This is a genomic window from Streptomyces roseolus (genome assembly GCF_014649855.1).
GTDB classification, from domain to species: domain Bacteria; phylum Actinomycetota; class Actinomycetes; order Streptomycetales; family Streptomycetaceae; genus Streptomyces; species Streptomyces roseolus.
On record NZ_BMTV01000029.1, the window covers coordinates 84,011 to 106,459 of the forward strand.

At 73.7% G+C, this 22,449-nt stretch carries 16 protein-coding genes; 11 read left to right on the top strand and 5 right to left on the bottom strand.

Annotated features, from left to right (window positions below):
* Positions 1–41 precede the first annotated feature (41 nt).
* Both IE245_RS29360 and IE245_RS29365 read right to left on the bottom strand, forming a co-directional pair.
* Positions 42–671, bottom strand: a complete 630-nt coding sequence (locus tag IE245_RS29360; protein WP_189953000.1) for a hypothetical protein — start codon at positions 669–671, stop codon at positions 42–44.
* A 228-nt stretch (positions 672–899) separates the two neighbouring features.
* Positions 900–3,083 (bottom strand): RecQ family ATP-dependent DNA helicase, encoded by a 2,184-nt coding sequence (locus IE245_RS29365; protein WP_189953002.1) that lies wholly within the window; start codon positions 3,081–3,083, stop codon positions 900–902.
* A 141-nt stretch (positions 3,084–3,224) separates the two neighbouring features.
* Here IE245_RS29365 and IE245_RS29370 point away from each other — a divergent pair, with 141 nt between their 5' ends.
* The 7 genes from IE245_RS29370 (at position 3,225) to IE245_RS29400 (ending at position 13,456) form a co-directional block, all read left to right on the top strand.
* On the top strand, positions 3,225–4,631 hold the full coding sequence (locus tag IE245_RS29370; RefSeq protein ID WP_189953004.1) for a DUF4192 domain-containing protein: 1,407 nt from the start codon (positions 3,225–3,227) through the stop codon (positions 4,629–4,631).
* A gap of 115 nt (positions 4,632–4,746) precedes the next feature.
* A complete protein-coding gene (locus IE245_RS29375; protein WP_189953006.1) occupies positions 4,747–6,804 on the top strand; it encodes a glycogen debranching N-terminal domain-containing protein in 2,058 nt (685 codons plus the stop codon).
* Between the two features lie 108 nt (positions 6,805–6,912).
* Positions 6,913–7,668, top strand: coding sequence for an NUDIX hydrolase (locus tag IE245_RS29380; protein WP_189953008.1), 756 nt, complete (start codon positions 6,913–6,915; stop codon positions 7,666–7,668).
* Positions 7,669–7,791: 123 nt separating this feature from the next.
* The gene (locus tag IE245_RS29385; RefSeq protein WP_189953010.1) at positions 7,792–9,516 is read left to right on the top strand and encodes an ATP-binding cassette domain-containing protein; all 1,725 of its coding nucleotides are present in this window, start codon (positions 7,792–7,794) and stop codon (positions 9,514–9,516) included.
* Positions 9,517–9,676: 160 nt separating this feature from the next.
* Positions 9,677–10,561 (top strand): FadR/GntR family transcriptional regulator, encoded by an 885-nt coding sequence (locus IE245_RS29390; protein WP_189953012.1) that lies wholly within the window; start codon positions 9,677–9,679, stop codon positions 10,559–10,561.
* Between the two features lie 379 nt (positions 10,562–10,940).
* Complete coding sequence (locus tag IE245_RS29395) at positions 10,941–12,494, top strand: RNA polymerase sigma factor (RefSeq protein ID WP_189953014.1); 1,554 nt, start codon at positions 10,941–10,943, stop codon at positions 12,492–12,494.
* Between the two features lie 140 nt (positions 12,495–12,634).
* On the top strand, positions 12,635–13,456 hold the full coding sequence (locus IE245_RS29400; RefSeq protein ID WP_189953016.1) for a serine protease: 822 nt from the start codon (positions 12,635–12,637) through the stop codon (positions 13,454–13,456).
* Positions 13,457–13,599: 143 nt separating this feature from the next.
* Here the strand turns inward: IE245_RS29400 and IE245_RS29405 are convergent, their stop codons facing one another.
* Positions 13,600–13,830: a DUF7455 domain-containing protein gene (locus IE245_RS29405; protein ID WP_030495106.1), complete on the bottom strand. Its 231-nt coding sequence runs from the start codon at positions 13,828–13,830 to the stop codon at positions 13,600–13,602.
* A 435-nt stretch (positions 13,831–14,265) separates the two neighbouring features.
* Here IE245_RS29405 and IE245_RS29410 point away from each other — a divergent pair, with 435 nt between their 5' ends.
* The 3 genes from IE245_RS29410 to IE245_RS29420 all read left to right on the top strand — a co-directional run bounded on the left by IE245_RS29410 (position 14,266) and on the right by IE245_RS29420 (position 18,636).
* On the top strand, positions 14,266–16,383 hold the full coding sequence (locus IE245_RS29410) for a DNA gyrase/topoisomerase IV subunit B (RefSeq protein ID WP_189953018.1): 2,118 nt from the start codon (positions 14,266–14,268) through the stop codon (positions 16,381–16,383).
* A 214-nt stretch (positions 16,384–16,597) separates the two neighbouring features.
* Positions 16,598–17,047: a DUF485 domain-containing protein gene (locus tag IE245_RS29415; RefSeq protein WP_229851653.1), complete on the top strand. Its 450-nt coding sequence runs from the start codon at positions 16,598–16,600 to the stop codon at positions 17,045–17,047.
* On the top strand, positions 17,044–18,636 hold the full coding sequence (locus IE245_RS29420) for a monocarboxylic acid transporter (RefSeq protein WP_189953020.1): 1,593 nt from the start codon (positions 17,044–17,046) through the stop codon (positions 18,634–18,636). Before IE245_RS29415 ends, IE245_RS29420 begins: the two co-directional genes overlap by 4 nt.
* 19 nt (positions 18,637–18,655) lie before the next feature.
* Here the strand turns inward: IE245_RS29420 and IE245_RS29425 are convergent, their stop codons facing one another.
* On the bottom strand, positions 18,656–19,336 hold the full coding sequence (locus IE245_RS29425; RefSeq protein ID WP_189953022.1) for a response regulator: 681 nt from the start codon (positions 19,334–19,336) through the stop codon (positions 18,656–18,658).
* Positions 19,333–21,033, bottom strand: coding sequence for a sensor histidine kinase (locus IE245_RS29430; RefSeq protein WP_189953024.1), 1,701 nt, complete (start codon positions 21,031–21,033; stop codon positions 19,333–19,335). Before IE245_RS29430 ends, IE245_RS29425 begins: the two co-directional genes overlap by 4 nt.
* 296 nt (positions 21,034–21,329) lie before the next feature.
* Here IE245_RS29430 and IE245_RS29435 point away from each other — a divergent pair, with 296 nt between their 5' ends.
* Positions 21,330–22,379 carry a CobW family GTP-binding protein gene (locus tag IE245_RS29435; RefSeq protein WP_189953026.1) on the top strand — a complete coding sequence of 350 codons (1,050 nt, stop codon included), beginning with the start codon at positions 21,330–21,332 and terminating at the stop codon, positions 22,377–22,379.
* Positions 22,380–22,449: the final 70 nt, after the last annotated feature.

The following is a 22,449-nucleotide window of genomic DNA, read 5'->3' on the forward strand; positions in this document are numbered from 1 at the left end:
CGTCTCCGCCGGACCGGAAGCGGCCCGGCGGAGCGGCCGGCTCAGCAGCGCGCCGCTGCCCGGCGCAGTGGCTCGGCCGCCCCGCCCGCCGTCCGCGGCGCGAGGTGATCGAGCTCGCCGGTCGGCTCGCCCAACGCCAGCGGCGTGGAGTCCGAGCTCGGCCGGCGGCCGCCCCGGCCCTCGCCGAAGACCTGCCAGCCGGCCTTGGTCAGGGTGATGTACGCGCCGCAGCGCAACCCGTGGAGCGTGCAGGCGTCCCGGAGCCCCCACATCCAGGCCCCGTCCTCCTCCGTCCACCGCTCGTCGCCGTCCCGGCAGTAGACGAGCACCGCCGTCCGGACGGGGGCACGCCGCCGGAGGTCGTGCGGGACCACCCGCCGCAGATGGGCGAGGAGCGCGTTCCGGAACTCCCAGCCGTCGGCGGGACCCGGGTGGCGCGTGAACGAGGCGCTGGCGGTGAGCCGCTCTTCGTGGTCGAGCACCGCCACGACCGCGGTCGTGGGCAGCGGACGATGGCGGGAGTGCAGTCCGCTCACGACCTCACGAGGACTGCGCAGCAAGGGAATTCCGGCCGCGGCCCAGTCGGCCGGCTCCAGCATCCGGGCGAGACGGCTCGCTGAGGCGGAGCTCGAGCCGAGCGAGGCGGTGGACGGAGCGAATCCGAGGGTCACGGTCCTCCCTTCGGATACGCGCCCGCGAGGCGGGCAAGGTCGGGTGAGGGCGCAGCACGGCACAGTCCTTCCGGACCGCTTCGAGCCGTGTGGGGCGGTTCCCCAATTCTGGCGTGGCCCGAGCGGGGGCGGCAACGAGCAATTGAGGCGGCTGACGGTAATGAGTCGTTATGCCACTGATATCCCTGCCCAGTTACCCAGTATTCACTCGTAGTTTCCCGACCCTTCTCACCCCTGGACGGCGAGCACCAGGGGAAAGACTCCTTCCGCTCCGGAACGCCGCAGCAGCCGCGCCGCCACGGCGAGTGTCCAGCCCGTGTCGGAGAGGTCGTCCACCAGGAGCACCGGGCCGCCCGCCGAGGCCACCCGCTCCGCGAGCGCGGGCGGAACCTCCAGGGCCCGGTGGAGTCCGATGACCCGCTGGGCGCTGTTGGTGCGGGACAGCCGGACGTCCTCCGCCTCGGGGGCGTACTCCACCGCGCCGAGCAGGGGCATCCGGCCGATCTCGGCGATCCGGGCGCCGAGCGAGCCGACCAGGACGGGCCGTCGCCGCGAGGCGACGGTCACCACCCCGGCGGGACGGGCCGGCGCGTCGGAGGCACCGGACGCCCAACCGCCGGGCCCCTTCGCCCAGTCGGCGAGCACCTGGACCACCGCCTGCACCACGTCGTCCGGCACCGGGCCGTCCGGCGCAGTGTCGGCAAGGAGCGGCCGGAGCCGGTTCCCCCAGCCGATGTCCGAGAGGCGTCCGAGGGCGCGGCCGCCGAAGGCCTGCTCGCCGGCCGGGATCCGGCCCTTCAGGTCGACGCCGGCGGCGGCCAGACCCGTCGGCCACATCCGGCGGGGCTCCACGTCCGCGCCCGGGCGGCCCAGCTCGCCCCGGGCGGCGTCCAGCGCCGCGTCCGTCACCTTCGGGTCGAACCGCGGGCCCGCGCAGTTGTCGCAGCGGCCGCAGGGCGCGGCCTCCTCGTCGTCCAGCCGGCGCCGCAGGAACTCCATCCGGCACCCGGTCGTGGTGGCGTACTCGCGCATCGCCTGCTGCTCCGCCGAGCGCTGCTCGGCCACCCACGCGTACCGCTCGGTGTCGTAGACCCAGGGCTGCCCGGTGCTCTCCCAGCCGCCCTTGACCCGGCGCACGGCCCCGTCCACGTCGAGGACCTTGAGCATGGTCTCCAGGCGCGTCCGGCGCAGCTCGACCAAGGGCTCGAGCGCGGGCAGCGACAGCGGCCGGCCCGCGGCGGCGAGGACGTCCAGCGTCCGGCGCACCTGTTCCTCGGGCGGGAAGGCGACGGAGGCGAAGTACCGCCAGATCGCCTCGTCCTCCTTGCCGGGGAGCAGCAGCACCTCCGCGTGCTCCACGCCTCGTCCGGCACGGCCCACCTGCTGGTAGTAGGCGATCGGCGAGGACGGCGACCCGAGGTGGACGACGAAGCCGAGGTCCGGTTTGTCGAAGCCCATGCCGAGCGCCGAGGTCGCCACCAGCGCCTTGACGCGGTTCGCCAGCAGGTCGTCCTCCGCCTGCTGGCGGTCCGCGTTCTCCGTCCGCCCCGTGTACGAGGCGACCGCGTGGCCGCACTGGCGGAGGTGGGCGGTGACCTCCTCGGCGGCCGCGACGGTCAGCGTGTAGATGATCCCCGAGCCGGGCAGCTCGTCGAGGTGGTCGGCGAGCCAGGCCAGCCGGTGGGCCGCGTCGGGCAGGGTGACCACGCCGAGACTGAGGGACTCGCGGTCCAGCGGGCCGCGCAGGACGAGGGCGTCGGTGCCCGCGCCGGTGCCGAGCTGCTCGGCGACGTCCGCGGTCACCCGGGCGTTCGCCGTGGCGGTCGTGGCGAGCACCGGCACACCGGCCGGGAGATCGGCCAGCATGGTGCGCAGCCGCCGGTAGTCGGGCCGGAAGTCGTGACCCCAGTCGGAGATGCAGTGCGCCTCGTCCACCACCAGGAGACCCGTGGCGGCGGCCAGCCGCGGCAGGACCTGGTCGCGGAAGTCCGGGTTGTTGAGCCGCTCGGGGGAGACGAGCAGGACGTCGACCTCGCCGGCCGCCACCTCCTCGTGGACGCTCTCCCACTCCTCGGTGTTCGACGAGTTGATCGTGCGGGCGCGGATGCCCGCCCGGGCCGCCGCGTCCACCTGGTTGCGCATGAGGGCGAGGAGCGGGGAGACGATGACCGTGGGCCCGCTGCCGCGCTCGCGCAGCAGGGAGGTCGCGACGAAGTAGACGGCGGACTTGCCCCAGCCGGTCCGCTGCACCACCAGCGCCCGTCGGTGGTCGGCGACCAGCGCCTCGATGGCACGCCACTGGTCCTCGCGGAGTCTCGCCGCGCCGGTCGGGTCCCCGACGAGTCGGGCCAGTACGGCGTCGGCGGTGGTGCGGAGCGCGGCGCGGTCTTCCGGGCGGTCTGCGTGGGTCATGCGCCCATGCAACCCGATGCCTCGGACATTCGGCGAACGAGGCGACGATCTGTGGACAGTGCATATCGGATCATCTGACTGTATCTGCGGAGTTATCCACAGGAGTTGTCGGAAATCGGAGATCACGAGACGGTCCTCGCCATGAACGCGAACCACCACGAGACCAACGCATCCACCCGAGGCCGCGAGATCACCCTGCGCAGCCCCTCCGAGCTCGCCGACGCCCTGCCGTTCGTGCTCGGCTTCCACCCGACCGACTCGGTCGTGCTCGTCGCCCTGCACGGAGCGAACGGCCGCTTCGGCGGCCGGATCAGGGTCGGCATCCCCCGCTCACCCGGCGAGTGGGACTCCACCGCGGACCACCTCGCCGAATGCCTCGTAGAGAACTCCGCCAAGCGCACCACGCCACCCGACGGCATCGTCGGCTTCCTGTGCCAGGACCCGCGGCCCGGCGAGACCGCGCGCCAGGTCCACGAGCGGCTGCGGCCCCTCGCACAGCGCCTCAGGACCGCCTGCGGAGCCCTCGACATCCCCGTCTACGAGGTGCTGTGCATTTCCGGCGGCCGCCACTTCTCCTACTGCTGCCCCGACACCCGCTGCTGCCCGCCGGAGGGCACCCCGCTCGCCCTCGCCGGCACCTCGGTCATGGCGGCGGCCGCCGCCTACGCGGGAATCCAGGTACGGGGCTCGCTGCGGGAGATGGAGGCCGCCTTCAGCCCCACCGGGGCACCCGGCGAAGCGGAGCAGCGCGCCGCCCTCGACGCGGCCGCGGCCGCGATCGTCCCCCGCGTCGTCGAAGGCGCGGAGGAACACGTCCGGGCGGAGCTCCGCGAGACCACCCTGGCCCTCGCGGGCCGGCTCCTCGGCAGGTTCGGCGAGCCGCCGCGCCGGATCGGGGAGGACGGCGTCCGCCGGGGCCGGGCCGCGGTCGAGGCGGACGACGACGCCCGCGTCGACCCCGGCGAGGCGGCGGCCGTGATCCTCGGCCTCCAGGACCGCGCCACCCGCGACCGGCTCGCCGAATGGATGGAGGGGGCCGAAGGCGCCGCGGCCGTGCGGCTGTGGCGCGTCCTCGCCCGGCGCTGCGTCTCCCCCTACGAGGAGTACGCCGCCGCGCCCCTGACCCTCGCCGGCTGGGCCGCCTGGTCGACCGGCGACGAACCGACCGCCCGCGTCGCCCTCGGCCTCGCCCTCCAGGCCGACCCCGAGTACGTCTTCGCGAGGCTGCTGCACCAGGCGTGCAACGAAGGCCTCGACCCCGAGTCGCTGCGCGCCTGCCTGCGCCAGGAGCGGGAGGACCGCGCCGCCGCGGTGAAGAAGGGCGCGGCCCCCGTCCCAGCCGGCCGGACGCGCACCCGGACCCGGACGCGGGGGGTCCGCGCCGGATCGAGGCCGGTGCTCCCGCGGGCGGAACACGACGGCGCGCCGCGGGAGCGCGGACGGGGCCGGGGAAGGCCGGGCGTGCGGCCCGCCGGACGGGCCGCGACCCGCCCCGGAAGGCCCGCCCCGCACCACGGAGGGCGGCGCGGGACGAGGAGCGGCCGATGACGACCGTGACCCCGCGCGCCGCCGGACCGTTCACCTCTGTGGCGGAGCCGGGCGAGCCGAGCCGCCGACACCCCGCCGGCCGTCCGGATCGCACAGAGAGCACGCCACACCTCCCATGGTCCTCAGCCCTGTCCCGGCCCCCGGACACCCGACCGAACACCCCGCCAGGAAACCGCTCGCGGGGGGCGGCGCCCCCACCGTCCAGGGGCCACGCCCCGGGGAGCTTCCGCCGGTCCACGACGCCCTGGTCTGCGTCGCCCTGCCCGCCTTCGCCCTCTCACCCGAGCACGGCCAGCTCACCGGCCACGGGCCGGAGGGCGTGTACGCCTCGGGGCGGCGGCTCCTCTCCCGCAGCGTCCTGCGGGTCGCCGGTCGCGAGCCCGTCCCCCTCCAGGGACGGCTCGCCGCCGCCGACCGGGCCGTCTTCGTCGGCGCCCTCCGCGTCCCCGGTGACACCGGCCCCGACCCGGGCGTCACGGTCGAGCGCTCCCGGGGCGCCGACGGATCCGAGCGGATCACCCTCCGCAGCGCGGTCCCCCGCCCCGTCCGCGTCCCGGTGGAGGTCGCTCTGGGCACGGATCTCGCGGAGCTGGGTGCGATCGCGTCCGGCCGCCCCCGGCCCGAGCTCAGGCCCAGCGTCCACGGCACCGGCCTCCGCTGGACCGCCCCCGACGGCCGCTCCGTGGCCGTCACCGCCGACCCCGCGCCGACGGACGCCCTGGCGGCGGCCGGGGTCCTCCGCTGGGAAACCGACCTCGCCCCCGGCACCGCCGTCACCCTCCACCTGCGTGTCCAGGCCGAGCGGGCCCCCGGCGCCGCCGCGCCCGTCGGGGGCGGCCGCCCCGGCGGGCACCTGCTCCCCGACGCCCAGGCGGAGGGCGACGACCACCGGACGGGCGCGCTGCTCCGCGCCTCCGTCGAGGACCTGCGGGCCCTCCTCCAGCGCGATCCCGCCCATCCCGCCGACGTCCATCTCGCGGCCGGCGTCCCGTGGCGCTGCGGGCCCGTCACCGCGGAAGCCCTCTGGGCGGCCCGCATGGCCCTGCCGCTCGGCACCCGGCTCGCCGCCGCCACCCTGCGCACCCTCGGCCGCACCCAGGTCGCCGACGGAACCGAGTCCGGACGCATCCCCGGCCCGCTGCGGGACGCGGGACCGCACCTCCCGCCCCGCTGCACCGGCGTCGAGGCCACCCTCGCCTTCCCCGTCGTGCTCGCCGAAGCCCGCCGATGGGGCCTGCCCGCCGCCGAGCTCGACGAGCTCCTTCCGGTGGCGGAGCGCTGCCTCGGCTGGCTGCGTCGAGGCCTCGACGCGGGCGGGCTCCTGCCGGACCCGGCGCCCGGCGGCCCCTGGCGGGCCGAGACACAGGCCCACGCCCACCGGGCCGCCCTGCTCGGGGCCGACCTCCTCGACTCCTGCGGACGACCCGGCGGGGAGGAGCTCCGGGCCGCCGCCCGCCTGCTGCGCACCCGGTTCCGCGCCGAGTTCTGGCTCGACGACCTCTCCGGCGGCCGGCCCGCCGCCGCCCGGTCGGCGGAGGGACGTTCCTGGCCCCAGTTCGGCGGGTGGGCCGCCCACCTCCTCGACACCGGGCTCCTCGACGGCGGCCGGTACGCCCAGGGGCTGCTCGACCGGACCGAGACCGAACAGCTGGCGCGGCTCCTCGGCACCCCCGCGCTCGACTCCGGCTGGGGACTGCGCAGCCTCGGCGCCAAGGAAGCCGGCCACAACCCCTTCGGGCACCGGGCCGGCGCCGTCCGCGTCCACGAGACGGCCGTCGCCGTGGCCGGACTGGCCGCCGCCGGACACGAGAAGGAGGCCGTGTCCCTGCTCCGTGGCCTCCTCGACGCCGCCGAGCGCTTCGGCCACCGGCTGCCCGAGATGTACGCGGGCGAGCAGCGCACCGCGGGTACGCGGCCCGTGCCGCACCCGGCCGCCTGCCGGCCCGCGGCCATCGCCGCCGCCGGAGCGGTCCACGCGCTCGCCGCCCTGGCCGGGATCCGTCCCGACGCCCCCGGCCGCACCGTCGCCGTGCAGCCCCTGGCCTCCGCGCCGCTGGGGGCGCTCCGGCTCTCCGGGCTGGTCGTCGCCGGGGAACCCTTCGCCGTGCGGGTGAGCCGCCTCGGGCTCGGTATGGTCGAGGAGGCCGCCGCGTCCCTGCAGCTGGGGGTGTGACGCATGCCGGACACGGAGACGAGGAAGCCCTTCCGGCCGGGGGAGGAGGGCGAAGGCGGAGAGCGCACGACGCGTGTTTATCGTCAAAAGGACGACTATGATCGCGGCATGCCCTACGACCCGTCGGCCTTCCCGCCCTTCGCTGTCACCGTCGACCTGGTCGTCCTCACCGTGCGGAGCCACGCGCTGTGCACCCTGGTCGTCCGCAGGGGAGAAGAGCCCTTCCAGGGAAGATGGGCGCTGCCGGGAGGTTTCGTCCGTGACGACGAGGACCTCGGCGCCGCCGCCGCGCGCGAGCTGGCCGAGGAGACCGGGCTGCGCGCCCACGACCCGTCGGCGCCGTCGCCGGACAACGGCGCGCACCTGGAACAGCTCGCCACCTACGGAGCGCCCGGGCGCGACCCGCGGATGCGGGTGGTGAGCGTCGCCCACCTCGCGCTCGCCCCCGACCTGCCCGCGCCCCGGCCGGGTGGTGACGCCAACAGCGTGCGCTGGGCACCCGTGGAGAAACTGCTCGACCAGGCGTGGGCCACCGACCCCGGCTCCCCGGACGCGCTCGCCTTCGACCACGCCCAGATCCTCTCCGACGGCGTGGAGCGGGCCCGTTCGAAGATCGAGTACTCTTCGCTCGCCACGGCGTTCTGTCCGCCGGAGTTCACCGTCGGCGAGCTGCGCCGGGTGTACGAGGCGGTCTGGGGTGTGACGCTCGACCCCCGCAACTTCCACCGCAAGGTCACCGGCACCCCCGGCTTCCTCGTGCCGACCGGAGGAACCACGACCCGTCAGGGAGGGCGCCCCGCCCAGCTGTTCAGGGCCGGCGGAGCGACCCTGCTCAACCCGCCGATGCTGCGCCCCGAGGTCTGAGGAGCGGAGGCCTCCGCCGCCCCCGGGGCGGCAACCCTGCGCGGAAAGTCCGAAATCTAACGTTATCTTGCTGCGATAGCGCCGCCCTGCCGCGGAGCGGTGACTCCTACCGCGAGAGATGCGATGCTCCAGGCCATCGGACTGACCAGTGCCCCCCGCCGCGACCGCCCGCCCGCCGTGGACGATCTGACCTTCGAGGCCCCGACCGGGGCCGTGACCGCCCTCGTCGGCCCCCCGGGCTCCGGCAAGACCACCGCCCTGCGCCTGCTCCTCGAACTCGACCCGGGGCGCGGGCTCACCTACTTCCGGGGGCGGCCGCTGCCCCGGATCGCCCAGCCGGCCCGCGAGGTCGGCGTCGTCCTCGGTGACGTGCCCGGCCACCCGTCCCGTACCGTCCGGGGGCAGTTGCGCATGCTCGCCGCGGGCGCGGGCGTCCCCGTGGCCCGAGCCGACGCCGTGATCCGCGACGTGGGCCTCGGCGGACTGGAGGAGGCGCGGCTCGGCACCCTCCCGCGCGGGGCCGACCGCAGACTCGCGCTGGCGGCCGCCCTGTTGGGGGAGCCGCACACCCTGCTCCTGGACGCACCGGGAGCGGGACTGTCCCCGGCGGAACGGATCCGGCTGCACGAACTGCTGCGCGCGCACGCGGAGGCCGGCGGCACCGTCCTCTACACCACCCGGGACCCCAAGGACGCGGCCCGCAACGCCGATCACGTCGTCGCCCTCGACGGCGGCCGCCTCGTCGCCGCCCAGACGGCGGGCGACTTCGCCCGCACCCGGCTGCGGCCGAGGGTCGCCGTCCGCACCCCACACGCCGCCCGGCTCGCCGCCGCGGTGACCCAGGAGGCCCGGGCCGCGCGCCGCCCGGTGGAGGTCGACACGGAGGACGGCACCCTCCTCCTGGTGTACGGAGGCGACTGCGCGCGGGTGGGGGACATCGCGTTCCGGCACGGCGTCCCCGTCCACCGGCTCGTGGAGGAGACGGGCGGCGAAGGCTCCGGCCCGGTCACGGCCGGGCCCGCGGAGTGCCCGGCGGAGGACGCGCTCGCGCCTGTCCCCGGTCCGCGGCGGCCGGCGCGTTCCCCGCTGCGGCCGCTCCGGTACGAGCTGCGCCGGATCGCCGGCGTACCGTCCACGGGGCTGATCCTGGCCGGCACCCTGACGGTGTCGGCCGTGCTCGCGGTGCTCCTCGGGCGGGGCGGCGGCACCCCGCTTCCGGCGGTGCTCGCCGCCTGGCCCGAGCTCCTGCCGCTGCCGCCCGCCGCACTCGGCGCGGGACTGATCGGCGCGCTCTCCTTCGGGGAGGAGTACCGCTACCCCGCCCTCGCCGCGGGCCGCGGCGCCGTGCCGCGCCGGCTGGCGCTGCTCCTCGCCAAGCTCGCCGTCTCGGCGACCGTCGCCCTGCTCCTCGGCGTGCTGGTGGCAGGCGCCGACCTGGCGGCCCTCCGCCTCCTCTACGGCCCGGACTTGATCCCCGTGCCCGGCAACTGGGTGCCGATGAGCGCGAGTTGGCTGGGGCTGTCGGTGGGCTGCGCGTGGGCGGGGGTGCTGGGGGCGGGGGTGTTCCGGGCCGCGGCGGCCGGAGTGGCCGCGGTCCTCTTCGTCCCGGTGGCCTTCGTCCCGCTGCTGCGGCACGTGATGAGCGGCCCCGCGGTCCGGTCCGTCGCCGGACTCCCCGCCCGGTTGCGCGAGTTCGCCGGGCCCCGCTGGGCGCCGCCGCTCGACCGGTGGCTCTCCGGGGCGCTGGAGGTGGTGGCGCAGCCCGCCGGGGTGGCCCTCGCGCTCACGTTGACGGTTCTTCTCTGCGCTTATGCGCTCACCGGGCTTCGCCGACGGGCCCGTTGGTGATCATTTGCGGACCGAAGTCTTCCGCTTGGGCGGCAACTCCCTTGCCGAATGCCGGTTATGTCCCAATAATCGTCAATTGCGTAGGGGGTGCCGATCACCCTTTCGTGTGCTTTTCACCAAAGACCTCAAGGGCCACGGAGGCCACGCCGACAAAGGATGCGTGAGTACCCTTGCGCACACGATGATGACCGCCGCCCGCTCCGTCGACTCCGGCCTCGGCGCCACGGGCGACCGCTACCCCTACGCGGAGGCGCCCCCCGCCGACCGTGTGGGCCCACCCTCCTGGGAGGGGGTGGACACGGACCTCGGCCGCGTCGGCCGCCGCACCGCCGGCAGCCGGGGCCGCGGACTGCACGGCCAGCTCGTCCAGCAGCTCGGTCAGATGATCGTCTCCGGCGACCTGGGTGCGGACCGCCCCCTCGTCCCCGAGGAGATCGGCCAGCGCTTCGAGGTCTCGCGCACCGTCGTGCGCGAGTCGCTGCGCGTCCTGGAGGCCAAGGGCCTCGTCAGCGCCCGTCCCAACGTCGGCACCCGGGTCCGTCCGGTCAGCGACTGGAACCTGCTCGACCCCGACATCATCGAGTGGCGCGCCTTCGGCCCGCAGCGCGACGACCAGCGGCGCGAGCTCAACGAGCTGCGCTGGACCATCGAGCCGCTCGCCGCCCGTCTCGCCGCCGGCCACGGCCGCGAGGACGTGCAGCAGCGCCTCGCCGACATGGTCCAGATCATGGGCCACGCGTACGCGCAGGGCGACGGCATCACCTTCTCCCGCGCCGACACCGAGTTCCACTCCCTCCTCATCCAGCTCGCGGGCAACCGCATGCTGGAGCACCTCTCCGGCATCGTCGGCGCCGCCCTCCAGGTCTCCGGCGGGCCTGTCACGGCCTGTGACCGGCCGAGCGAGAGCTGCCTGGCGCACCACGGCCGGATCGTCGACGCCCTCGCGGCGGGGGACGCCACCGGTGCCGAGACCGCCATGCGCCAACTGCTCACGGTCCACCCCGAGGTGGAGCCCCGCGTCGTTCCCGCCCCCCGCGAACACTGATCCGCGGACCGTGGCCGGAAGCGCACGGGCGCGTACGCAAGGAGTGCCGCCGGGTCCGAGCGCGGTCCGGGAGCCCCTCCGGCTTCCCCGGACCGCGCCAGGGTGTCGGCGGCGCCGAATGTACGCTTGATAACTGCTTGCCCCTTTCGTCGCGAACGCGGTGTGACTCGGGACACGAAGATTGGGCGTAACACTCCTCCGAGCCGTGCGATGACCTAAGAGGTGACAGCCGAGGAAGGAATACAGCAGCCGGTGCAGGCGCTGTGCAGTTCCCCGGTCCAGCCCGCGCCGTCGGCACATTCCCCGTCGACGGTCGTCGGCTCCGGCCCGATCCTCGGGCGGGGCCGGAAGCCGTTTCCATCGTTCCGAGAGGTTGTTCGTGTCGGCCAGCACATCCCGTACGCTCCCGCCGGAGATCGCCGAGTCCGAGTCTGTGATGGCGCTCATCGAGCGGGGAAAGGCTGATGGGCAGATCGCCGGCGATGACGTGCGTCGGGCCTTCGAGGCTGACCAGATTCCGCCAACCCAGTGGAAGAACGTTCTGCGCAGCCTCAATCAGATCCTCGAGGAAGAGGGTGTGACGCTGATGGTCAGTGCAGCGGAGTCGCCGAAGCGCGCCCGCAAGAGCGCAGCAGCGAAGAGCCCGGCCAAGCGCACCGCCGCCAAGACCACCGTCACCGCGAGGGCGGCGACGGTGACGAGGACCACCGTCGCCCCCGGCTCGGCGGCCCCCGCGGCCGAGAGCGCCGACCCGGCCGACGAGGCCGCCTCGCCCGCCAAGAAGGCGGCCGCGAAGAAGACCGCCGTCAAGAAGACGGCGGCCAAGAAGACCGTCGCCAAGAAGACGGCGGCCAAGAAGACCGCGTCCAAGAAGTCCGACGACGAACTGATCGAGGGCGAGGAGCTGCTCGAGGACGTCGCGCCGGGCAAGGACGAGGAGGAGACCGAGGGCGAGACCAAGGGCTTCGTCCTGTCCGACGAGGACGAGGACGACGCTCCCGCCCAGCAGGTCGCCGTCGCCGGTGCCACCGCGGACCCGGTCAAGGACTACCTGAAGCAGATCGGCAAGGTCCCCCTGCTCAACGCGGAGCAGGAGGTCGAGCTCGCCAAGCGCATCGAGGCCGGTCTCTTCGCCGAGGACAAGCTCGCCAACTCGGACAAGATCGCCCCGAAGCTCAAGCGCGAGCTGGAGATCATCGCCGAGGACGGCCGCCGCGCCAAGAACCACCTCCTGGAGGCCAACCTCCGTCTGGTGGTCTCGCTGGCCAAGCGCTACACCGGCCGCGGCATGCTCTTCCTGGACCTGATCCAGGAGGGCAACCTCGGTCTGATCCGCGCGGTCGAGAAGTTCGACTACACCAAGGGCTACAAGTTCTCCACGTACGCCACCTGGTGGATCCGTCAGGCGATCACCCGCGCCATGGCCGACCAGGCCCGCACCATCCGCATCCCGGTGCACATGGTCGAGGTCATCAACAAGCTCGCGCGCGTCCAGCGCCAGATGCTCCAGGACCTGGGCCGCGAGCCCACCCCGGAGGAGCTGGCCAAGGAGCTCGACATGACCCCCGAGAAGGTCATCGAGGTCCAGAAGTACGGTCGCGAGCCGATCTCCCTCCACACCCCCCTGGGTGAGGACGGCGACAGCGAGTTCGGTGACCTCATCGAGGACTCCGAGGCGGTCGTGCCGGCCGACGCGGTCAGCTTCACGCTCCTCCAGGAGCAGCTGCACTCCGTCCTCGACACGCTCTCCGAGCGTGAGGCCGGCGTGGTCTCCATGCGCTTCGGCCTCACCGACGGCCAGCCGAAGACGCTCGACGAGATCGGCAAGGTCTACGGCGTGACCCGTGAGCGGATCCGCCAGATCGAGTCGAAGACGATGTCGAAGCTGCGGCACCCGTCGCGCTCGCAGGTCCTCCGGGACTACCTCGACTGAGCCGTCGGCGGTACACGGCAGTGGACGAAGGGTCCGGTTCCCCGCTCGGGGACCGGGCCCTTCGGCCGTGCGCGGGTGCATCGGACCCCTCCGTGCCGGACGCTGGGTGAACGGATATCAGCGGAGAGTCAGGAGGCTCCATGCGTGGTCCCTTCACCCGAGCGTTGACGGGTGCCCTGGGTGTGATCGCGGCGGTGGCCGGAACGGCGGCCGGCGCCGCCCCGGCCGCCGCCGACAGCGTCGTGGTGGGCGGCAGCCCGACCGAGATCACCGACGCGCCCTGGGTCGTGGCGCTGTCCAGTCGTGACCGGTTCGGAGGTACGCGCGCGGGCCAGTTCTGCGGTGGCGTCGTCGTCGCGCCCACCAAGGTCCTCACCGCCGCCCACTGCCTCAGCCGCGAGGCGCTCGGCGGCGCCCCCTGGCAGCTGCGGGACTTCTCGGTGATCGCGGGCCGGGCGGCGCTGCGCGGGCAGGGCGGGCAGGAGGTGCGGATCGCGGGCACCTGGGTGAACCCCGACTACGACCCGACGACCAACTCCGGCGACCTCGCCGTGCTCACCCTCGCCGAGTCCCTGCCGGACTCCTACGTCATCAAGGTGGCGGCACCGGGGGACGCGGCCGAGAATCCGGGCACGGCGGCCGAGGTGTACGGCTGGGGCGACACCAGCGGCAACGGCAGCTACGCCACCTCGCTGCGCTCCGCGCACGTCCAGGTGCTGCCGGACGGGGCGTGCGAGCGGGCGTACCCGGGCGGCTTCGGGGGCGTCTCGTACCGCAAGGAGTCGATGCTCTGCGCCGGGGACCCGCAGGGCGGCCGGGACGCCTGCCAGGGCGACAGCGGCGGGCCACTGGTGGCCCGGGGGGTGCTGGTCGGCCTGGTCTCGTGGGGAAGCGGCTGTGGGCAGGCGGAGAACCCCGGCGTCTACACGCGGGTGTCCGCGGTGCTCCCCGAGCGGCTCTGAGGGGACGGCGGGCCCCGGCCGGGGCCCGCGGGACCTTTCGGGGCCGGGGTACGAGAACGGGCGGTCACCCTTCGGTCCAAGGGTGACCGCCCGTCGTCCGGCCGCCTAGGGCCGGCCCTGAGCTCGTCGTGGATGCGGCGGCGTCAGTGCTCGTCGCCCACCGTTCGGGCCGGCACGTCGGTGAGCCGGTCCGTCTCATCCTGTATCTCAACGGCGATCTTCTTGAGTTCCGGCTCGAACTTGCGACCGTGGTGGGCGCAGAAGAGCAAGTCACCTCCGCTGGCCAGGACGACACGCAGGTAAGCCTGGGCGCCGCAGCGGTCGCAGCGGTCAGCGGCCGTCAGGGGGCTCGCGGGGGTCAGAACAGTAGTCACGTCGCCTCTTCTCTAGCTCGACGAGCTGTCGTACCAGGGTCAACATCCAACCAGGCCGAAAACGTTCCCGCTCGTGGCTTTTCCTTGAAACTTTTTCCCAAGGTGGCTGTCTGCTGCCGGTTGGCGGCGAATGAGCCGTATTGCGTCGCTCTACGGGTTTCGCGTTGCGGTGTGTGTCGATCGTCCTCCCGGCCGGGTTGCCGGTTGTTCATGAGGACGTGCCCGGAGCCTAGATGGTTCATGCGTGGAAGGGAACGTGACGTTCGCGTCACCCCTACGAGGGATCGAACATCCATGCGAGCCTGGACTAGCATGAGGAAACCGAGTGGGTGGCGTTTCAGCGGCCCCACCAGGCATCGGTACCCTCTGAGCGATGAGCGACGCCGGTACTCACCCCATCGGGCAAGATTTCAAATTCAGCGAGGAGCGAACCGCGTGACCGCCGAAACGTCCGTGCCGTCCAGTGCGCTGCTGACCGCAGACCGTGACGGTTCCAACTACACCGCGCGGCACCTGCTCGTCCTCGAGGGGCTCGAAGCGGTCCGCAAGCGCCCCGGAATGTACATCGGGTCCACCGACAGCCGTGGCCTGATGCACTGCCTCTGGGAGATCATCGACAACTCGGTCGACGAGGCCCTGGGCGGCTACTGCGACCACATCGACGTCATCCTCCACGACGACGGCTCGGTCGAGGTCCGGGACAACGGCCGTGGCATCCCGGTCGACGTCGAACCCAAGACCGGTCTCTCCGGCGTCGAGGTCGTCATGACCAAGCTGCACGCCGGCGGAAAGTTCGGCGGCGGCTCGTACGCGGCCTCCGGCGGTCTGCACGGCGTCGGCGCCTCCGTGGTCAACGCCCTCTCGGCCCGCCTCGACGTCGAGGTCGACCGGAACGGCGCCACGCACGCGATCAGCTTCCGGCGCGGCGTCCCCGGCATCTTCACCGAGCAGGGCCCGGACAGCCCCTTCGATCCGGCGAGCGGACTGATCAAGGGCAAGCGGGTGCCCAAGACCCGCACCGGCACCCGCGTCCGCTACTGGGCCGACCGCCAGATCTTCCTCAAGGACGCCAAGCTCGCCCTGGAGACGCTGCACCAGCGCGCCCGCCAGACCGCCTTCCTCGTACCCGGCCTCACCATCGTCGTCCGCGACGAGCGGGACCTGGAGGGGATCGGCAAGAGCGAGGAGGTCTTCCGCTTCGACGGCGGCATCAGCGAGTTCTGCGAGTACCTCGCGCAGGACAAGGCCGTCTGCGACGTCCTGCGCCTCACGGGCCAGGGCACCTTCAAGGAGACCGTCCCCGTCCTCGACGACCGCGGCCACATGACCCCCACCGAGGTCACCCGCGAGCTCGGCGTGGACGTCGCCCTGCGCTGGGGCACCGGGTACGACACCACGGTCCGGTCCTTCGTGAACATCATCGCCACCCCCAAGGGCGGCACCCACGTCTCCGGCTTCGAGCAGGCCGTCACCAAGACCGTCAACGAGGTGCTGCGCTCGGCGAAGCTGCTGCGCGTCGCCGAGGACGACATCGTCAAGGACGACGCCCTGGAGGGCATGACCGCCGTCGTCACGGTGCGGCTCGCCGAGCCGCAGTTCGAGGGCCAGACCAAGGAGGTCCTCGGCACCTCGGCGGCCCGCCGGATCGTCGCCAACGTGGTGGCGAGGGAGCTCAAGGCCTTCCTGACCTCCACCAAGCGGGACGCCAAGGCCCAGGCCCGCGCGGTCCTGGAGAAGGCCGTCGCCGCGGCCCGCACCCGGATCGCCGCCCGCCAGCACAAGGAGGCGCAGCGCCGGAAGACCGCCCTGGAGACCTCCTCGCTGCCGGCCAAGCTCGCCGACTGCCGCAGCGACGACGTCGAGCGCAGCGAGCTCTTCATCGTCGAGGGAGACTCCGCGCTCGGCACCGCCAAGCTCGCCCGCAACAGCGAGTTCCAGGCGCTGCTGCCGATCCGTGGCAAGATCCTCAACGTCCAGAAGTCGTCGGTCTCGGACATGCTCAAGAACGCCGAGTGCGGCGCGATCATCCAGGTCATAGGAGCCGGCTCGGGCCGCACCTTCGACATCGACGCGGCCCGCTACGGCAAGGTCATCATGATGACCGACGCCGACGTCGACGGCTCGCACATCCGGACGCTCCTGCTGACCCTCTTCCAGCGCTACATGCGGCCCATGGTCGAGGCGGGGCGGGTCTTCGCGGCCGTGCCGCCGCTGCACCGGATCGAACTGGTCCAGCCCAAGAAGGGCCAGGACAAGTACGTGTACACGTACTCCGACAACGAGCTGCGGCAGACGCTCCTGGAGTTCCAGCGCAAGGGGGTCCGCTACAAGGACTCCATCCAGCGCTACAAGGGTCTCGGCGAGATGGACGCCGACCAGCTCGCGGAGACCACGATGGACCCCCGCCACCGGACCCTGCGCCGGATCAACATCGGCGACCTGGACGCGGCGGAGACGGTCTTCGACCTGCTGATGGGCAACGACGTGGCGCCCCGCAAGGAGTTCATCACCAGCTCGGCGGCGACGCTCGACCGCTCGCGCATCGACGCCTGAGGCGCACCACCGCTCCGCATCGACGGCCCGGCCCCCGCACGACGGGGCCGGGCCGTCCGGCGTCCATACGCATATCGGCCCGGTCCGGTCAGTCGGCGAGCCGAAGTATCACCTGATGGGGTGAAGAGCGGAAGGAGAAGAGTCCGGGATCTGCCCACTCTGTCCATCCTTGGGCACGCGGCCGAAACGGTTCGCTGACAAGGAGAGTTGACCGGTGGAGCAGCTGGACGAGCAGGAGCGCGCGGGGGCGCGGGACGACGGGACGGCCCGGGACGGCGGGGCGGCCGGAACGATGCCCCGACAGCGGTACGACGAGGCCGCGCACGGCACGCCGGGAACGGCCGGGATCTACCTGGAGGTCCAGCGCAGCCCCGCCTTCCAGGAGGTACGGCGCCGCTACCGCCGCTTCGCCTTCCCCGCCACCCTCGCCTTCCTGCTCTGGTACCTCGCCTACGTCGTCGCCGCCACCGCCGCCCCCGGACTGATGGCCCGCCCGGTGGCGGGCGCGGTCAACGTGGCGATGGTCGCCGGACTCGGCCAGTTCCTCACCACCTTCCTCCTCACCTGGGCCTACGCGCGACACGCCCGCCTGCGCCGGGACCGGGCGGCGCTCGAACTGCGCTGGGACACCCAGGAGATGACGAGGGGAGCCGGACAGTGGTGACCGGAGACCACCAGACCCTCGCCCTGGTCCTCTTCAGCGTCTTCGTCGCCGTGACGCTCGCCATCACCACCTGGGTGAGCCGCGACCGGCACGGCTCGGCCGAGGAGTTCTACGCCGGCGGCCGGCTCTTCTCGCCGATGGAGAACGGATTCGCCATCGCCGGCGACTACATGTCGGCGGCCTCCTTCCTCGGCATCTCCGGCCTCATCGCGCTCTACGGCTACGACGGCATGCTCTACTCGGTCGGCTTCCTCGTCGCCTGGCTGGTGGTGCTGCTCCTCGTCGCCGAACTCGTCCGCAACTGCGGCCGGTTCACCCTCGCCGACGTCGTCGCCGCGCGGATGGCCGAACGGCCCGTCCGGATCGCGGCCGGCACCTCCTCCGTCGCCGTCTCGGTGCTCTACCTGGTGGCGCAGATGGTCGGCGCGGGCAGTCTGGTCGCGCTCCTCCTCGGCGGTACCGGCGAGGCGGCGCGCACCTGGACGGTCATCGGCGTCGGCGCGCTGATGGTGATCTACGTGTCGCTCGGCGGGATGCGGGCCACCACCTGGATCCAGATCGTCAAGGCGGTGCTGCTGATGGCGGGCACCGTCGCGCTCACCGTGCTCGTCCTCGTCCGCTTCCACGGCGACGTGAACAGCCTGCTCAGCACCGCCGCCGAACGCAGCGGACACGGCAGCGCCTTCCTCGGCCCCGGGCTGCGCTACGGCGGCGACTGGACCGCCCGGCTCGACTTCATCAGCCTCGGCCTCGCGCTCGTCCTCGGCACCGCCGGCCTGCCGCACATCCTGTCCCGCTTCTACACGGTGCCCACCGCGCGGGCCGCCCGCCGCTCCGTCGTCTGGTCCATCGGTCTCATCGGCGGCTTCTACCTCATGACGATCGTCCTCGGCTTCGGCGCCGCCGCCCTCATCGGCTCCGCCGAGGTCCGCGCCTCCAGCGCCTCGGGGAACACGGCCGTCCCGCTGCTCGCGCTGGACCTCGGCGGGGGAGCGGGCTCCACCGGCGGCACCGTGCTCTTCGCGGTCGTCGCGGCCGTCGCGTTCGCGACCATCCTCGCCGTCGTCGCCGGGATCACCCTGGCCTCCTCGGCCTCGGTCGCCCACGACCTCTACGCCTCGCTGCGCCGACCGGGCCGGCGGCAGTACGGCGAGGTCGCGGTGGCGCGGGTGGCCGCCGCGGTCATCGGTGCCGTGGCGATCGGCCTCGGACTGCTCGCCAGCGACCTCAACGTCGCCTTCCTCGTCGGCCTCGCCTTCGCGGTCGCCGCCTCGGCCAACCTGCCGGTGCTGCTGTACTCGCTCTTCTGGCGCCGCTTCACCACGCGGGGCGCGGTCTGGTCCGTCTACGGCGGACTCGTCCCCGCGGTGCTCCTGGTGCTGTTCTCGCCGGTCGTCTCCGGCAGCCCGGAGGCGCTCTTCCCCGGCGTCGACTTCCAGCTCTTCCCGCTCCAGAACCCGGGCGTGGTCTCCATCCCGCTCGGCTTCCTCGCCGGCTGGCTGGGCGCCGTCACCTCCCCCGAGCCGCCCGACGAGGCGCGGCACGCGGAGACCGAGGTGCGGGCGCTGACGGGGGCCGGGGCGGTCTGACGGAACCGGGGGCGGCGCGTCAGGGGGAGGAGACCCAGGTGTAGCGGTGCTCGGGGCGGCCGGTCTCGCCGTACCGGAGGGAGAGCCGGACGCGCCCGGTCCGTTCGAGCAGCTTGAGGTAGCGCTGGGCGGTCTGGCGGCTGACGCCGGTCCGCTCGGCGAGCTCCTGGGTGGAGAGCGGCCCGCCGGCGGCGAGCAGCGCCTGGCGGACCAGCTCGGCCGTCGTCGGGGAGTGTCCCTTGGGCAGGGCGGGGGTGACGGAGCCCGCGGCAAGGGTGCCGAAGATCCGGTCGACCTGGGCCTGCTCCGCCTCGCCGCCGCTCTCCAGGGTGCGGCGGAGCGTCGCGTACGCCTCCAGCTTGGAGCGCAGCCCGGCGAAGTCGAACGGTTTGACCAGGTACTGGAGGGCGCCGTGCCGCATCGCCGCCTGCACGGTCGCCACGTCCCTGGCGGCGGTCACCATGATCACGTCGCACTGGTGGCCCCGGGCCCTCAGCTCGCGGATGGCGGCGAGGCCGTTCTCGTCGGGAAGGTAGTGGTCCAGGAGGACCAGGTCCACGGCGTGTCCGTCGAGGGCGTCCAGCGCCTCGGCGGTGGAGTGGGCGGTGGCCGCGACCCGGAAGCCGGGCAGCTTGGTCACGTACGCGGCGTTCACCCGCGCCACGCGGACGTCGTCGTCGACGACGAGCACGTCGATCACCGGGGCACCTCCTGGGTCGTGGGCGGGCCTTCCGCCGGGGCGTCCGGGGCCTCGACGTCCCGGGACCGTTCGGTGAGGGCGTCCGGGAGGACCACCGTGAACCGGGCGCCGCCGGTCTCGGCCGTCGCCACCCGCACGGTGCCGCCGCGCCGCTCGGCCAGGCGGCGCACGAGGGCGAGGCCGAGGCCGCGCCGGCCGTGCGAGGGCGGTTCCTTGGTCGTCCAGCCCTCGGTGAAGATCAGCTCCCGGCGGTCCTCGGGGACGCCGGGGCCGCTGTCGGCGACCCCCAGGACGACCGTCCGGCCCTCGGCGCGCAGCGCCACCTCGACCCGGGCGTCCCCGGTGCCGGCGGCGGCGTCCAGGGCGTTGTCGACGAGGTTGCCCACGACGGTGACCAGTTCGCGCGGGTCGACCAGGCGGTCGGGGAGCAGGGAGTCCGGGGCGATCCGCAGGGAGACGCCCCGCTCGGCGGCGACCGTCGCCTTCCCGACGAGGAGTGCCGCGAGCAGCGGGTCGTGCACCTTCTCGGTCACCTGCTCGGCGGTCGCCCGGTGGACCCCGACGACCTCGGTGACGAAGTCGGCCGCCTCCTCGTACAGCTCCAGTTCGAGCAGCCCGAGGAGGGTGTGCAGCCGGTTGGCGTGTTCGTGGTCCTGGGCCCGCAGGGCGTCGATCAGGCCGCGGGTGGAGTCCAGTTCCCGGCCGAGCCGTTCCAGCTCGGTGCGGTCGCGCAGGGTCGCCACGGCGCCGCCGTCGTCGGTGGGCATCCGGTTGGCGATGAGCACCCGGTGCCCCTGGACGGTCACGAGGTCGGCGCCGGTCGCCCGGCCGGTCAGCACGTCCGCCGTGCGGCCCGGACCGAGGAGCGCGTCGAGCGGCTGCCCGGCGGCCTCGGGGCCGAGGCCGAGCAGGCGCTGCGCCTCGTCGTTGAGGAGCCGCACGGAACCCTTCCGGTCCAGGGCCACCACGCCCTCGCGGATGCCGTGCAGCATCGCCTCGCGCTCGGCGAGCAGCGCGGAGATGTCGGAGAAGGCCAGGTCGCGGGTCTGGCGCTGGATCCTCCGGGAGATCAGGTACGCCGCCAGGGCGCCGGCCGCGAGCGCGCCGCCCGCGTAGGCCAGCAGGCCGGGAATGGCGGAGAGGAGCCGGTCGCGGACGCTGTCGTACTCGATGCCGACGGAGACGGCGCCGACGATCCCGCCGTCGGCGTCGAGCAACGGCGCCTTGCCGCGGGCCGAACGGCCGAGGGTGCCGCTGTCGATCTCCATCACCTCGCGCCCGGCGAGCACCTCGCTCGGGTCGGTGGAGACGGTCCGGCCGATCTGGGCGGGGTCGGTGTGCGACCAGCGCACGCCGCGGGTGTCCATGACGACGACGTACTCGGCGCCGGTCGCGGCCCGGATCCGCTCGGCCTCGCGCTGCACCGGGCCCGTCGCCGACGGCGGGCCGTCGGCCAGGTCCGCGGCGGTGCGCGTGGAGGCCATGGTCTCGGCGATGGCGAGGGCCCGCCGCATGGCCTGGTCGTCGAGCTGGGCGCTCAGCGGGGCCAGGAAGAGGCCGGTGGCCAGCACGGTCACGCCGGTGGCGACGGCCAGCTGCATCAGCAGCACCTGCGAGAACACCCGGCGTGGCCATCCCAGCCGGCGCCGCCGGCGCGCGGCCGGCCGCGCGGAGGGGGGCGAAGCGGTGCTGGTCATGCCCGAAACGGTACGGGGACGGCCCGTGCGACCGGAAATGCCCCGGGCGGGTGCCAGGGTCCGGCCGCGGACCCCGGCCGGACCCCGGCCATGACCGACCGGGCATGCCCAGGGCGTGTGCGTGTGCGCGTCGTGCGGGCCGCGGACGCCGGACCCGGTGACCGACGGACCCGCGGGCGTGTGCGTGGGAAGGGAGGGGGCGTGGGGCGAGCTGCCTATCCTGGGGGCCGGTCCGGGGCCCGCGCCGAGTGCCGTCCCGGGCCGTGTCCGGCGTCGTTCAGCGAAAGGTCCGTTCCGTGAGTGCGCAGCAGATTCCCGTCGTCGTCCTCGCCGGGTTTCTCGGGGCCGGGAAGACCACGCTCCTCAACCATCTGCTGCGTGGTTCCCGGGGGACCCGGATCGGGGTCATGGTCAACGACTTCGGGGACATCGGGATCGACGCGATGACCGTCGCCGGGCAGGTGGGGTCGACGGTCTCCCTGGGGAACGGGTGCCTGTGCTGCGCCGTGGACGCCAGCGAGCTGGACGAGTACCTGGAGGTGCTGACCCGGCCCGAGCTGCGCCTGGACGTGATCGTGATCGAGGCGAGCGGGCTGGCCGAGCCGCAGGAGCTGGTGCGGATGGTGCTCGCCAGCGAGAACCGGCGGGTCGTGTACGGCGGGCTGGTCGAGGTCGTCGACGCCGCCGAGTTCGCGGCCACGCGGGAGCGGCACCCCGAGACCGACCGGCACCTCGCCCTCGCCGACCTGGTCGTGGTCAACAAGGCCGACCGGGTGTCCGGGGAGGAGCTGAGCGCGGTCCGGGAGACCGTGGCCGGGCTCGCGGGACGGGCCGCGGTCATCGAGGCGGCACACGGCCGGATCGATCCCGAGCTGCTCTTCGACCGGGTCGTCCCGGAGGACGAGATCGCCGGGCAGATGTCGATCGAGGACATCCTCTACGCCGACGAGGACGGCCACGCGCATCCGCACGCCGCCTACGACACCGTCTCCCTGGCGACCGCCGTGCCGCTGCACCCGCGCCGGCTGATGGCCTTCCTCGACTCGCGGCCCGAGGGCCTCTACCGCCTCAAGGGCTTCGTGGACTTCGGCGTCGCCGACCCCGGGCACCGCTATCTGGTGCACGCCGTCGGCCGCTTCCTGCGGTTCTACCCGGAACCCTGGCCGGCCGGGGCGGAGCGGCTCTCGCAGCTCGTCCTGATCGGCTCGGGCGTCGACGCGGCCGCTCTGCGCAAGGAACTCGCCGCGTGCGAGCAGGACGGGCCCGGGGACGTCCCGGACGAGCACGGCATGTGGGGCGTCCTGCGGTACGTCCCCCAGGGCGACGAGCCGCCGTCGGAGGCCTAGGGTCTGTTGTGAAAGTGCTGGTCACAGCCACTCGTTGATGGCTGCGACCAGCACGGTCGCTTCGTAGCGG